Annotated in this window: 14 protein-coding genes and 1 pseudogene; 10 read left to right on the plus strand and 5 right to left on the minus strand. The window is 57.0% G+C overall.

The genetic code is table 11. The annotated features are described in order from the left end of the window. Positions 1–130 precede the first annotated feature (130 nt). Positions 131–283 (plus strand): hypothetical protein, encoded by a 153-nt coding sequence (locus QUV35_RS18925; protein WP_366945435.1) that lies wholly within the window; start codon positions 131–133, stop codon positions 281–283. Between the two features lie 107 nt (positions 284–390). Here the strand turns inward: QUV35_RS18925 and QUV35_RS12870 are convergent, their stop codons facing one another. Further along, the gene (locus QUV35_RS12870) at positions 391–1,461 is read right to left on the minus strand and encodes an IS110 family transposase (RefSeq protein WP_300874557.1); all 1,071 of its coding nucleotides are present in this window, start codon (positions 1,459–1,461) and stop codon (positions 391–393) included. Between the two features lie 116 nt (positions 1,462–1,577). Between QUV35_RS12870 and QUV35_RS12875 the strand changes: the two are divergent. After that, positions 1,578–2,756: pseudogene (locus QUV35_RS12875) on the plus strand (IS5 family transposase); the annotation flags it as partial. A gap of 135 nt (positions 2,757–2,891) precedes the next feature. Next, on the plus strand, positions 2,892–3,134 hold the full coding sequence (locus QUV35_RS12880) for a hypothetical protein (protein ID WP_300874560.1): 243 nt from the start codon (positions 2,892–2,894) through the stop codon (positions 3,132–3,134). 118 nt (positions 3,135–3,252) lie between these two features. On the opposite strand, the gene QUV35_RS12885 is transcribed toward QUV35_RS12880, so the two are convergent. Then, on the minus strand, positions 3,253–3,408 hold the full coding sequence (locus QUV35_RS12885; protein ID WP_300874562.1) for a hypothetical protein: 156 nt from the start codon (positions 3,406–3,408) through the stop codon (positions 3,253–3,255). A 270-nt stretch (positions 3,409–3,678) separates the two neighbouring features. On the opposite strand from QUV35_RS12885, the gene QUV35_RS12890 reads away from it, so the two are divergent. Next, on the plus strand, positions 3,679–4,245 hold the full coding sequence (locus tag QUV35_RS12890; RefSeq protein WP_300874565.1) for a hypothetical protein: 567 nt from the start codon (positions 3,679–3,681) through the stop codon (positions 4,243–4,245). 306 nt (positions 4,246–4,551) lie between these two features. Here QUV35_RS12890 and QUV35_RS12895 read toward each other — a convergent pair whose 3' ends face one another. Continuing rightward, entirely contained in the window at positions 4,552–4,959 is a 408-nt protein-coding gene (locus tag QUV35_RS12895) for a hypothetical protein (RefSeq protein ID WP_300874568.1), read from the minus strand. Between the two features lie 460 nt (positions 4,960–5,419). Here QUV35_RS12895 and QUV35_RS12900 point away from each other — a divergent pair, with 460 nt between their 5' ends. After that, the gene (locus QUV35_RS12900) at positions 5,420–6,211 is read left to right on the plus strand and encodes a hypothetical protein (protein WP_300874571.1); all 792 of its coding nucleotides are present in this window, start codon (positions 5,420–5,422) and stop codon (positions 6,209–6,211) included. A gap of 80 nt (positions 6,212–6,291) precedes the next feature. Here QUV35_RS12900 and QUV35_RS12905 read toward each other — a convergent pair whose 3' ends face one another. Beyond that, entirely contained in the window at positions 6,292–7,137 is an 846-nt protein-coding gene (locus QUV35_RS12905) for a DnaB-like helicase C-terminal domain-containing protein (protein ID WP_300874574.1), read from the minus strand. A 995-nt stretch (positions 7,138–8,132) separates the two neighbouring features. On the opposite strand from QUV35_RS12905, the gene QUV35_RS12910 reads away from it, so the two are divergent. The 3 genes from QUV35_RS12910 to QUV35_RS12920 all read left to right on the plus strand — a co-directional run bounded on the left by QUV35_RS12910 (position 8,133) and on the right by QUV35_RS12920 (position 9,666). Further along, the gene (locus tag QUV35_RS12910) at positions 8,133–8,300 is read left to right on the plus strand and encodes a hypothetical protein (RefSeq protein WP_300874577.1); all 168 of its coding nucleotides are present in this window, start codon (positions 8,133–8,135) and stop codon (positions 8,298–8,300) included. After that, positions 8,297–9,193, plus strand: coding sequence for a Sir2 family NAD-dependent protein deacetylase (locus QUV35_RS12915; RefSeq protein ID WP_300874580.1), 897 nt, complete (start codon positions 8,297–8,299; stop codon positions 9,191–9,193). The genes QUV35_RS12910 and QUV35_RS12915 overlap by 4 nt, the downstream gene beginning before the upstream one ends. A 62-nt stretch (positions 9,194–9,255) precedes the next feature. Further along, complete coding sequence (locus QUV35_RS12920) at positions 9,256–9,666, plus strand: hypothetical protein (RefSeq protein ID WP_300874583.1); 411 nt, start codon at positions 9,256–9,258, stop codon at positions 9,664–9,666. 78 nt (positions 9,667–9,744) lie between these two features. On the opposite strand, the gene QUV35_RS12925 is transcribed toward QUV35_RS12920, so the two are convergent. Further along, positions 9,745–9,969, minus strand: coding sequence for a hypothetical protein (locus QUV35_RS12925; RefSeq protein ID WP_300874586.1), 225 nt, complete (start codon positions 9,967–9,969; stop codon positions 9,745–9,747). 449 nt (positions 9,970–10,418) lie between these two features. Here QUV35_RS12925 and QUV35_RS12930 point away from each other — a divergent pair, with 449 nt between their 5' ends. Both QUV35_RS12930 and QUV35_RS12935 read left to right on the plus strand, forming a co-directional pair. Continuing rightward, positions 10,419–11,054, plus strand: a complete 636-nt coding sequence (locus QUV35_RS12930) for a hypothetical protein (RefSeq protein ID WP_300874589.1) — start codon at positions 10,419–10,421, stop codon at positions 11,052–11,054. Between the two features lie 510 nt (positions 11,055–11,564). Then, complete coding sequence (locus QUV35_RS12935; RefSeq protein ID WP_300874592.1) at positions 11,565–11,867, plus strand: hypothetical protein; 303 nt, start codon at positions 11,565–11,567, stop codon at positions 11,865–11,867. Positions 11,868–11,965 lie beyond the last annotated feature (98 nt).

Below are 11,965 nucleotides of genomic sequence, written 5' to 3' on the forward strand. Positions count from 1 at the left end.
AAACACTTTCCAAATTTGTCGAAGCGTCGGTACGTGCACGCGTATATCACCCCCCCCCCCGCGTCAGAATAGATGTCTACAGGGACTTCCCTCGTAGTCAAGCGTGGTTGGGTGTGAGTTTCCAGATAGTGTGACTTCCTTGTTGCCGACGCTTTCCGAACTGCTTGAAACGAGGAACAGACTGCACATCTACAGTCGGGCTTGTTGCACTTGGTGCGGCCCCAGATACGAACCGCTCAGCAGGGCTCCATTCGTCTCGCGTGATACACACTGTGCTCACTGACAACTATTCGAGCTTGCCTGCTGCCGGTCTGACCTGTTCAATGCATCTTCGACTTATCGTCTGGCAAAGAAATAGATTCGTGGCGGACGTCGCCGCGTCCTAGACGGTCACGCTGCTGCTGGTATCTCTCCGCCAGGAGGGATGCTGACATGGTGAGCGTCGTAGCGTTTGTTTTTGGTCATGACGGCCCAGAGTATTCGTGCGTTCTTGTTTGCAAGTGCCACCGCAGCCTTCTGCCATCCACAACGCTCGCGCAGCCGCTGCACCCATTGAGAGATCGGGTCGACATTGTTGATCCCTTTGAACAAGGCAGCCTTGGCCCCCTGTATCAGCAGAGTTCGCAAATAGTTATCCCCTCGTTTGGTGATGCTGCCCAGACTGGCCTTGCCGCCACTGGAATTTTGTTTGGGTGTCAGTCCCAGCCAAGCACCGAACTGAGCGCCGTTCTTGAACTGTTTGAAGTCACCGACCGTAGCCACGATGGCTGACGCGGTGATGGTGCCAACCCCCTTGAGCTCGGCAGCGCGCTGGACTTGCTCGTCGTCCTTTTGATGGGTGGCAATGCGCTGATCACACCACTGGATATGAGCCTCAAGCTCGCGCCAGTGTTCTTGGGCTCTTTGTAGCACCAGGCGGGCCATTCCAGCGATGTCGTTGCTGGCGTCCTCCAGCACGTCGTTGAGATTCTGGCGAAGGACCGCAGGCTTTTGTGGCAGCACCACCCCGAACTCGGCCAGCAGACCTCGGATGCGATTGATGCAGGCCGTGCGTTCTTCCTTGAGACCTTCGCGCAGCCGGTGTACGCACAACATGCCCTGCTGGTTCAGCGTCTTGGGAGACACGAAGGTCATGTGCGCTCGGGTGGCAGCCTCGCAGACGGCGGCGGCATCGTTGGCGTCGTTCTTGCCCGTCTTGCCCTGAATCCGATATGGCGCGACCAACTGTGCAGGAATCATGCGGGCATCAAACCCACGCTCGATCAGCTTGCGGCACCAGTGATGGGCACCGGTGCAGGCCTCCATAGCCACGAGGCAGCCTGGGGGCAGATCGGTGCACCAAGCCAGGAACTTCTCACGCTTAAGCGCCCGGTTCGTGACAACCCTGCCAGCGGCATCGACCGCATGGACCTGGATGACGTTCTTGGCCAAATCGACGCCGACTCGTGTGACGTTGTTCATGGGACTTCTCCTTCCATAAAGATTGAAATGGACTTCTCTGCACATTCATCTTGGCACTCGGCGCGCGTCAAGGTAGTTGTCGCCTGAGTCACGCAGCTTTGAGCTGCAAGTCCAACGCCGGGCGCCCGCGCGTGCCCCTGCGCACCATGATCGCGCTGCTCTACCTCAAGCACGCGTTTAACCTCAGCGACGAGGCTGTGGTGGAGCGCTGGAGCGAGACGCCTCGCTGGCAGTACTTCTCGGGCCAGTCTTACTACGAGGAGCGCCTGCCCTGCGACGCCACCACCCTGGTCAAGTTCCGCCGCTTGCTCGGCGAAGAAGGCGTGGAGGAGTTGCTGGCGCAGACGGTGAACTTGGCCGTCTCGCTCGAGCTGATTCCCGCGTCCGCGCTGGCCACCGTGGTGGTGGACTCCACCGTGCAGGAGAAGGCCGTGGCGCACCCCACGGACTCCAAGCTGCTGGAGACGGCGCGCGCCAAGCTGGTGGATGCTGCGCAGGGCGCTGGCATCGAGCTCAAGCAGACCTTCGCCAAGGAGGGCCAGCTGCTGCGCTTCAAGGCCGGGCGGTACGCGCACGCCAAGCAGTTCAAGCGCATGCGCCGGGTGATCAAGCGCCAGAGCACGGTGCAGGGGCGCCTGGTGCGTGAGATCGAACGCAAGGCCAGTGGGCTGAGCACAGCGGTTCGTCAGGCCTTGGGCGGCGCGCTGGCGAAGGCGCAGCGCATTGCCGATCAATCGCGCAGCCGCAAGAACACCAGCGGGGCATCCAAGCTCTACGCATGGCACGCCCCCGAGGTGGAGTGCATTGCCAAGGGCAAGAGCAGGACGCCCTACGAATTCGGCGTGAAGGTGGGCATTGCTGCGACCTTGAAGCACAACCTGATCGTGGGCGCACGGGCGTTTACCGGCAACCCGTTTGATGGCCATACGCTCAACGCTCAACTGGAGCAGGCCACCATCCTGATGCAGGACACGGGGTGCAAGCCCGCCACGGCGTATGTGGACCTGGGTTACCGGGGCGTGGATGCGGACAACCCAGGGGTGGCCATCAAGCACCGGGGCAAGTACAAGACGCTCACGACCCAGGAGAGAAAGCTGCTCAAGAGGCGCCAGGCGATCGAGCCGATCATCGGGCACTTGAAGGCGGACCACCGCATGAATCGCTGCCACTTGAAAGGCGAACAAGGGGACAGACTGCACGCGGTGCTGTGTGCGGCGGGCTACAACCTGCGTTGGCTGCTTCGGATGATTGCCAAGAAGGGGGTGGCCTTCTTGCGGCGGCTTTATTTGCGCCTGTGCCAAGCCGCAGCCCTATCGCCCAACTGGGCTCGCATACTGCGCAAACTCGCCGTCCACGCATTCAGGCAGCCGGCACCACGACTGGCCGCCCTCTGAAAACGAATAAATCAGGGCCGACTACTTAAGTCCGACATGGCCCGGCAGATGTTCATCAGCGCCTGCGAGCGTCTGGGGTTGACCGGCGCCGATCGGGTGAACGCAAGTCGCCGGGCCGCGCTTCGGCCGTTGACGCCGGGCGAAACTGAGCAGGTGCTGCGCCGCGGCCGCCTGATCGTCCCGAACAGTCCCGAGCACGTTCTGCAGGCGCTGCGCTCGGCCGTCGAGCACCAGCGCCCGACGAGCCAGCGCTCTGTGGGTGTTCTGGCTGTCGCCTGAGTCATGCGGCTCTGAGTTGCGTCTGCTGATCAGTGGCAGCCATCCCGAGGCGCGCCGACCCGGTGATGTGATGGCCGTGTCCTTGCCTGCAGGCATTGCCCCTCAGATCATTTGAGAGTCAGCGCAACAAAGTGATGTACACCACGCGAAAACCCGGATTGCGCTGCGCCGCCAGAACGGCGGCCTCACATCCACTACGCGCAAAAACATGGATGCCGCGGTTGCCACCTGTGCCCTTGTTGATTTCAATGTAGTAGCGACGAATGTCAGCCATGGTGCTCCTGGGGTTGATGCAGGCGGGCATGGGTGAAGCCAACCTCAGGCGCCCCATTGTGGAATCCTGTGGCGACAAATAGCGTCCTCGTACGTGGCGCGGAGCTGCAACAGGAATAACCGAACACCGCGCCATCCAGCCACATTGCCGCGGCGACCTTGCCGATAGCCCAATAGCCCTCCCGTCATTGCGCTCAAAATGGAGGGGCTCGGGATCGGATGCGCTTCACCCTACGCGCACTAACTCATGTCACACGACATGATTTGTCGCGTGAACAGTGCATCCTTGAAGCAGTCAAAGCCATCTGCCCGCTGGAAGGAGCGCCACTTGAAATACGATATGCAAAAAATCCTCCTAGATCGGGCGCGCGTCCCCCACGAACACGCACGGCTTTCAGCGCGCATGCTGCGCAAGCAAAGAAATGCCTATCGCCGAGCCAAAAAATTCAAAATGGATGAACACGGCGACGTGTGCGATGTATTCAGCAGTCGAGTTTTGCCCATGCGATGCTTTACATTGGGATATGATGTCAATATGTTCGATATGAATATGATTCCATTGCGCCGCTACTTGCAGTCATGCGTGGGTCAACCGTGGGATGACATTTACTCTGATATCAGAAAGCATTTGACTTCCAACTCAAAAAAACAAGACGATATGATGTTTTTCCTGAAATCGGATGTTGTTGTGCATACCTTCCGATCAACCGAGGGACGAGTTTGTACTTGGGGTGTGCCCCACAATCCATGCGATTACATCGATAATTTCTATGTCGAGCCAGAGACGGGGCTGCTGCGTGAAGGGCATGTCAAGTGGCAAAAAAATTCTTCGGCATAAGGTATCAATGAACACGACTTTTTCTGGTGCCCACATCATCATGATGACGGTGAGAATATTCTTGCCCTTCCCGGTTTGGACAAAAAATCTCCATTGATCGAACCGTTGAGCTTGGCGCTGAAATTTAAGATGGGGATCACCACTGCGCGGATGAAGGCGCCTTCAAAACAATGAAGCAATAGCATGGATTGGCGTGGTGAAGCAAGTATGCTCGATATGAATAAACCAGGCCCAACTCAGTTAATACGCGTCAAGCAGTTTATTACAGCAGCCACAACCCAACCTCACCCAGCACCGCTCGCAACTTCATCGATAACCACACCATTCAGGGTCGGGGTCCTGAGACAAGGCAGGTGCAAACACCGTGTTCCTCCAACGCGGGTGATGACGATCAAAGGGCGTGACGCCCGGATCAAACCGGGGGTGTTGTTGGTTGTATATCCAATGCGGCAGTTTGTCTGCTGATAACTGGTTTGCAAGGGACATGGCCGTGAAGGTATTCAAAGAATACTCATCCCGTAAAAATGGCGCTCCGTCCAACGGACTGTTCTCCCAGAAAACCCACCACAGGTATTTGTAGAAGCGGGGATCGGAGTGCATCGGCTGGGCATAAGAGTGAGAACATCCATCACCGCAGTTGCTCAATTGCAGGGATGTGAAGCGGGGAAGTTTCATGGTCTGTAAAAGCCATTGTCTGGATGTTTCGGTATTCAACGCAACTGTGTAGTCTGTACAACGCAGAATCCCGGATTTTGCTGTAGGGCCTGAGGGCCGGTTTCGAAGCCACAGGGAGCAAAGATACGAATGCTGCGTTCGCTACCCGCTCACCTGAAATTCGTGTTGTGGCAGCGGAAAACGCTGGCCATGTTGGCTCTACTTGAATCCAGGTCATCGTGGGCGCCACCAAGCAGCTGTTCCCTGTTTTAGAACGCCATGACGACAAAGGATGTCTTGAGGTCGTCCACTGATCATCGGTGCTCCATGCATGGCTGCGCCGGCTAAGCCAGTGTTGCAAGGGCACCAGCACCCTGCGGCCAGCAACACCATGGCGTTGAGAGAACAGCTTGCCTGTCGCCGGAATTGTGCGCCCCCCGATCATGCCATTTCATTCCAAGCGACAGAGTTTGTCGCTTGAACGGTGCATATTAGGTGCACTTTTGCCAACAGGCCCACAGTGACCGACGCAGCGCGAAACACAAACAGCAAAAAAGACCTCTTCCCTGTTGATTCCGAAACAAAGCGACAGTGCGCCAGACCCAATCAACCAAGTTCAATCAGCCAAGCTCACCAAAACATGAAGCTTACCTTTTATTTTATCGGCGCCACCGCAATGGCGGCCGCGTTGTTGTCTGTTTCGTTAGCTCTGGCGAAAACGAGCAGTGGACGAGAAGTGGAGTCTGCGACCAATCCGGACGGTTCAGCGCTGCGGATTGTGACCACCACCGATGCGCGAGCCGAGTCAAGACACGTGAAGGTGTACTACCGAGCTCGCCATGGTCAGCGAATGCAGCTGATCTGGAAGAATCATTATTCATTCAATGAATCGTATTCGATGGGAATCACTCAGATCACCGATTGGAATCAAGATGGCATCAACGATGTGTCAGTCACACTCGACTGTGGAACGGGTGCTGACTGCGAGGTCAATAATTACATGATTGATCTCAAAACGCAGCAAATGGTGCACGTCGGCACTACCGGCCTCTTCGCCCAGATCATCAGTGGTTATTTGGTCGATATGAACAGAAACAACTGTTGTTCTTGGATTGGTAATGCATATCGAATGAAGGCGGACCGTCAGGGTTTCGAACCAGCGGCCGCATTTTCTGTCTTTGTGGCAGCTGACAAAGAATTTGTTGGGGAAAGACCAGCCGTATGTTATTTTTACAAGACCACAAGCAAAGGTGAACAGGTCATACCGGCGCCGACCAAAGCCTTGAAAAAATTGTGCCGATGGTACAAGTAACCCGTTGAACCATGGATGCACTTGAGCCCTGTTGTGATGAATGCTCTGTCACCACAGGAGCCTGATGCATCCTGGGTTATTCATTCATAATCCCCGTTGTTTTCAACCATCACGCACACCATCTGTGGAACACGCACGGTGACCAACACCATGGGGTGTTTCCCGGTGCGCCCGCGTGGATTTTTCTGGAAGTTGATTTCAACAACGTCGGGCCACACGGAGTTGGGGTAGTAAAAATCATCGCGGTACAGAAAAACGACCATATCCGCTTCACCATCGAGTGCACCCCATTGGCGCAAATCCCGCATTTTGGGGCGCTTGTACGTGCGTCTTTCAACCTCTGGCTTCAACTGCGACATCACAATGACAGGGCACTGCAGTTCCATGGCCAATTTTTTCAACCCTTGTGCGGCGGCACTGTGGTCGGTGGCGCCCTCGGCAGCGGCGCTCGCCTCACGACCCATGAGCTGCAGGGAATCCACCACCACCAGCCCCAGCGGACCATGTTGTTGGGCGGCACGCCGCGAACTGACCGCCAATTCACTGAGCGTGATTCCCGGTGTCTCCTGAATGATCAAATTTCCAACTTGGGCAACCATCGATTCTTTTGCTGCAACCGGCCCATCTTCAGCGGTGGCGCCAACCTCAGCTTCAGGTTCACCCTCCCTGTGCAGGGGAAGGCCCGAACGCAACAAGGCCAATGATGTTTGGGTTGCACCCTCCTCCATCAAAAAGACACAGACGGGCAGTTTTTCTTGAACAGCGATGTGTTCTGCCATGTTGATCACAAACACATGGGCGCCCATTTCCGGGCGGGTCGCCGCCACAATGATCAATTCACCGGGAGCGAAGCCCTTGGTTCTCGAATCAATGCAGAGATAACCCGAGGAGACTCCCGCGGTTGCGATTCTTCTAAGATTTTTCATTTGATAGAAATGGTGTTGGTCAATGAAAAGCCATCGAACGCGCCTTGATCTTGATTGAATCAATTTGGCGCGACGACACAAACGGGTTGTGCTCCATGCAGCGGTAAAGATCTGCCTTCAAAAAGGATCCTGCGCGTCCAGTTCGTAGCGTAAAACCCCATCGAGACAAAGGGCGTCTCTTTGTCGAGAGTGGAGAACGGGCGCCTGCCTGCGGGCGGCTCCATCCCCCTCAACGCCTCAAAGCTCGCAGAACAACAGTGGCCCGGACGACCCAGCAGTCCGACGGACCGCCTTGGAACCGGCCCCAGCAAGTGGGGGGATCGGCAACCACGCCGGCCCAGTTAAAAGTCAATATTCACGGCCTCGGCATTGGCTCGGGAGCTGTGTCTCCGCGCATGGCGGAGGCTTTCGCTCTTCGGTCCAGGCAAGGAGACAGCAACGGCTTCACGCCTCATGTGAACTGTTAACCGTCAACGCTGTGCTGAACCAGTGGCTGGGTTGAGCGTACCGTTGCGAAAGAAGTTGCAGGGTGACCGCGACCTGGACGACCGCCGTCTGCGCCTTCGGTGCGAGCAAGCCCGTGAGTATGGTGCGGAGAACGGCGGTGCAGCAACGCGCTCACTGCTGGCGTCGGGGCAACGTCTGTTGCCGGACAGCTGCCAGCAAACAGGGAAGGGTGGCTCAAGCGCTGTGATGTTTTCACCGCCTGCGTCACACCACCAGGGGCGCGATAGAGTCAGTGCCGCCTTGCCGGATCGGCACGACCATGCCGGTCCCAAACCCGCGTCAACTGGCCTGATTTTTTTGCACGCGCGTCGGCTGCGAGCCGGTGGGACAATTGGATTTGAACAACGCCAACATTCGGATGGCGCAGCGCCCAAATGTTGATCAGAAAAACCCGGTGGACCGTTCACGACCACGGGTGTGTCGCTGTCACCCGGACCTGTTGCACAAGGGAGCAGGTTGAGCATTTGGCGGACCCAGCAGATGAGCTCATGGCGGTTGAAGTCCCTATTCTTGTGAACAACGGCATGCAGCCCGCCCGGGCGATCCCGCTGGAGGTCCCGGTCGCCGATCCATGGTTTCGGCGGCAGATCAAGCCGGTTGAACGTGGCATCGCCCTCCCCCCGCGTCACGGCGGACCTGAAGAGAATCTGGAATGAACGAACCTTGTAGTGAGCCGATTGACATGTCCCCCGTGGAGCGAGCGGCATGTTTGATTCAGCAGGCCGACGCGCTGATCGTTGCAGCCGGCGCCGGCATGGGCGTCGACTCCGGGTTGCCGGACTTCCGTGGCAAAGATGGGTTCTGGCGAGCCTACCCAGCCTTGCGGGAGGCGCAGATCGACTTCGAGAACATCGCGTCTCCTGCGGCATTTCACGCCTCGCCCGAGCGCGCCTGGGGGTTTTATGGTCATCGACTGGCCTTGTACCGTGAGACGGTGCCGCATCGCGGCTTCGATCTGCTCCGCCAATGGGGCGACCGCATGCTTCACGGCCTGAGCGTTTTCACGAGCAACGTGGATGGTCAGTTTCAGAAGCCAGGTTTTGATCAGGCACATATCCATGAGTGCCACGGATCCATTCACCACCTGCAGTGTCTTGAACCCTGCAGCCAAGAGGTCTGGCTTGCGGATAGCTTCCAGCCAGACGTGGATGAGCAGAGCTGCCAGCTGCGCAACCCGCCACCCGCCTGCCCGGCCTGCGGCGGCTTGGCACGCCCGAATGTGTTGATGTTTGCCGATTGGGGGTGGACCGATCAGCGCACCGAAGCTCAGGCGAAACGGCAGCAGGCGTGGCTTTGTGCGGTGACGCAGCCCGTCGTCATCGAACTGGGCGCGGGCACGGCGATGCCCACGGTACGCCATTTCAGTCGGCGTGTGATTCACCAACACGGCGGGCGACTGATTCGGATCAACCCCAACGACTGCACCGTGCCGACTCGGCTCGATGCAGGGCTGCCCATGGGTGCAGCCGATGGCCTGGCAGCGATTGCGAAGGTTCTGGGCGCCGAGTGGAGCTCGGCGGCGCCCGAGGGAGGCGATGGCGGGCACTGACCCGTGTGGCCGATCGACCAAATCGCATCTGGTGGCCAGACCGGCGTCGACGAGCGTGCAAGGTGAACGCCACCTCAGTGCGCAGCCCCGCCTTGCACTTGAATTGGCGATTCGTGGCCATCACACTCACGCTGCAAAGCGACTGTTCAAGGATAAATTGCCTTCAAAAAATCAAACTTGCCTTCTCCGTAGAGCGCAATCATTCGATAGGCAGCCTCAATGGAGTCTTCCGCTTGAAACTGAACTCGAAAACTGGGGCTTCCATTGCCGGGATAAATGGTGGCTTCAAAGTGACGCGTGGAGATCTCCTGTTAAAGAAACCCAGTGTGCATGCTCAATGTGAAAGAATTTGTCTTGATTCCAAATTTGCCGCACAGACCAACGCCTTCCACAAACAGACAGCTGTTTTATCGATGACCACACCATTCAGGGTCGGCATCTTCAGACAGAGGCGGTGCAAATACCGTGCTTGACCAACGCGGGCTGTCCGGATCAAAGGGCGTGACACCCGGTTCAGACCGGGGACGTTGGCAGTTGTATATCCAATGGAGTCAATTGTGGGCTGCCAGTTGGCTGGCCAATGTCATTGCTGTGAAGGTATTCAAAGAATATTCATCAAGCAAAAAAGAATCTCCATCCACTGGACTGTTCTCCCAAAAAATCCACCACCGATACTTGTAGAACTTCGGGTTGGGGTACATTCGTGCGGCATACGAGCGTGCCACGCCCTCGCCGCACTCATTCGATTTCAGCGCTGTGAAGCAGGGAAGTTTCATGGTCAGAAGACGCTGGTATCCAACCCGCATTGGCGCTCAGCGCAGCAAGGTGGTGTACACAACGCGGAACCCGGAATTTTTCTACACGGCCAGACGGATCGCTTCAGGTCCACTCCGCGCAAACACATGAATGCCACGACGGACACCTGTTCCCTTGCAAATCTCGATGTAATAGCGGTGAATGTCGGTCATGGTTCTCTCGGAGGCTGCTCCATCGGGAGCAAGTCGTGATCAGGCTGGTACGTCTTATCTTGAAGTTCCTTCGCGACAATTCATGTCGCATCGCCGGGGAGCTACGGCCGGCAAGACCCCGTCTTTTTTCAAACGACATATTTTGTCGTGTGGGCAGCGCAAGCTTCGGACGCGCCCAAAAGCCGGCGGTGAGTGAATTCGAATGCAAACCATGACCCAAAATGAGAAATAAATCCTTTTACACCTGTGTCATCGCAATGACCGTTGCCTTGCTGTGCTTCGCGCCGGTGTCGGCCAAAACGACCAGCAACCACCAAGTTAAATCCGCCACCAATCCCGATGGCTCGGCCCTTCGGATTGCCACGACCACCAATGAGGGAGCTGGGTCAAGGCGCGTGAAGGTGTATTACCGATCCCATCCCGATCGGCCCATGCAGTTGATCTGGAAAAAACAGTTTTCCCTCAGCGAGTCGCTTTCGTCGGGAGTCACTCAGATCGTTGATTGGAACCATGATGGCATCAACGATGTGGCCGTCACGCTCACTTGCGGCGCCGGCGCCGATTGCGAGACCCAGCACTACAACATCGATCAGCGAACCCGGCGGATGACCCCAGTTGGCGTCACCTACGGCATCACCCGGGTGATCAGCGGCTATTTGGTCGATATGGGCAGAAACAACTGTTGCTCCTGGATTGGAACGGCGCATCGCCTGAGCGCCGACCGACAGCGGTTTGATCCTGAGGGAGCGTTTTCCGTCTTTGTGGCCGCTGACAAGGATGCGATCGGCGACAAACCGGCCAAATGTTATTTTTTCAAAGAAACGGGCCAGGGTGAACAGGTGATTCCCGCACCGACCCAAGCGCTGAAACAATTGTGCCGATGGTACGACTGAGGCTATCAATGAGAGCCCCTCGAGAACCGGACGCCGACGGGATATCGGCACTCGGTCCCATCTGCTGCAGGCGAACAGGTTCATTGAGAATCACTGAACAGTTTTTAGTCTGATGACATTTGATGGGTGTCAATCAAATCGGTAGAGATTTGATCGAATCGCTCTCCTTGCAACGCCAAAACACACGATGCCCCATTGAGCCTCGCAGGTTTCAATGACAGCGTAGCGCTTGATCACGACAAACATCGTCTTGAATCTTCTCTTCAGCCGCTTCGGGTCAGACGCGCACAACGCACCGACATCGTTCAACCGGTGCAAAACAATAAAACTATCAAAATTGATTGACAGGTCGCATCAAAGAGCAAAAAATTACTCAAGGTAAAAATATTGCCGACCAAAAAGCCCTCGTGACTGAAAGCGAGCTGCAGCGTCCCGTGCCTTTAGCGGTCCGCGGCCAACGGCCTGAGGTCAGCGCTCGTTCCATCCCAATCTTTCACGAGGAATTCACCCATGTCCGGACCGCTTCAGCCCACCGCCTTCAAAACAATCAGTAACGGGCAGGTGTTGTTGGTCAACGCTGCCCGTTTCCAGAACTCACCGCCCTTTGCCGGGGCGTTTGAAGTCTTTGATCTGGACGAATGCATCACGCGCACGGAAAGCGGCGCGCTCATGGCGACCGTCATGTGCGCCTTGGGTGACGTGCCGCTGACCGAAGAGTCATCCCTGGACATTGAACTGCTGGGTCACCACGAAGGCGTCATCGGATTCGAGGGCGATGTCATCACCTGCCTGTCCGCAGCGTCTTCCACTTGAAGCAACGGGGTGCGATGACAAGGATCCGTTCCGACCGAACGCAAGTCGCTGGCAGCCAACGTTTCCACAAGGACAGCATGCGTCGCCCATCCAGCAAG

Origin of the sequence: Hydrogenophaga sp. (genome assembly GCF_030373225.1) — a bacterium.
GTDB lineage: Bacteria > Pseudomonadota > Gammaproteobacteria > Burkholderiales > Burkholderiaceae_C > Hydrogenophaga.

What these genes read in the sequence shown, in the direction of transcription:
- QUV35_RS12870 (WP_300874557.1), bottom strand. Translation starts at nt 1,461, where the DNA reads ATGAACAACGTCACACGAGTCGGCGTCGATTTGGCCAAGAACGTCATC.
- QUV35_RS12925 (WP_300874586.1), bottom strand. Translation starts at nt 9,969, where the DNA reads ATGAAACTTCCCTGCTTCACAGCGCTGAAATCGAATGAGTGCGGCGAG.
- QUV35_RS12915 (WP_300874580.1), top strand. Translation starts at nt 8,297, where the DNA reads ATGAACGAACCTTGTAGTGAGCCGATTGACATGTCCCCCGTGGAGCGA.
- QUV35_RS12885 (WP_300874562.1), bottom strand. Translation starts at nt 3,408, where the DNA reads ATGGCTGACATTCGTCGCTACTACATTGAAATCAACAAGGGCACAGGT.
- QUV35_RS12935 (WP_300874592.1), top strand. Translation starts at nt 11,565, where the DNA reads ATGTCCGGACCGCTTCAGCCCACCGCCTTCAAAACAATCAGTAACGGG.
- QUV35_RS12910 (WP_300874577.1), top strand. Translation starts at nt 8,133, where the DNA reads ATGGCGGTTGAAGTCCCTATTCTTGTGAACAACGGCATGCAGCCCGCC.
- QUV35_RS12880 (WP_300874560.1), top strand. Translation starts at nt 2,892, where the DNA reads ATGGCCCGGCAGATGTTCATCAGCGCCTGCGAGCGTCTGGGGTTGACC.
- QUV35_RS12905 (WP_300874574.1), bottom strand. Translation starts at nt 7,137, where the DNA reads ATGAAAAATCTTAGAAGAATCGCAACCGCGGGAGTCTCCTCGGGTTAT.
- QUV35_RS12930 (WP_300874589.1), top strand. Translation starts at nt 10,419, where the DNA reads ATGACCGTTGCCTTGCTGTGCTTCGCGCCGGTGTCGGCCAAAACGACC.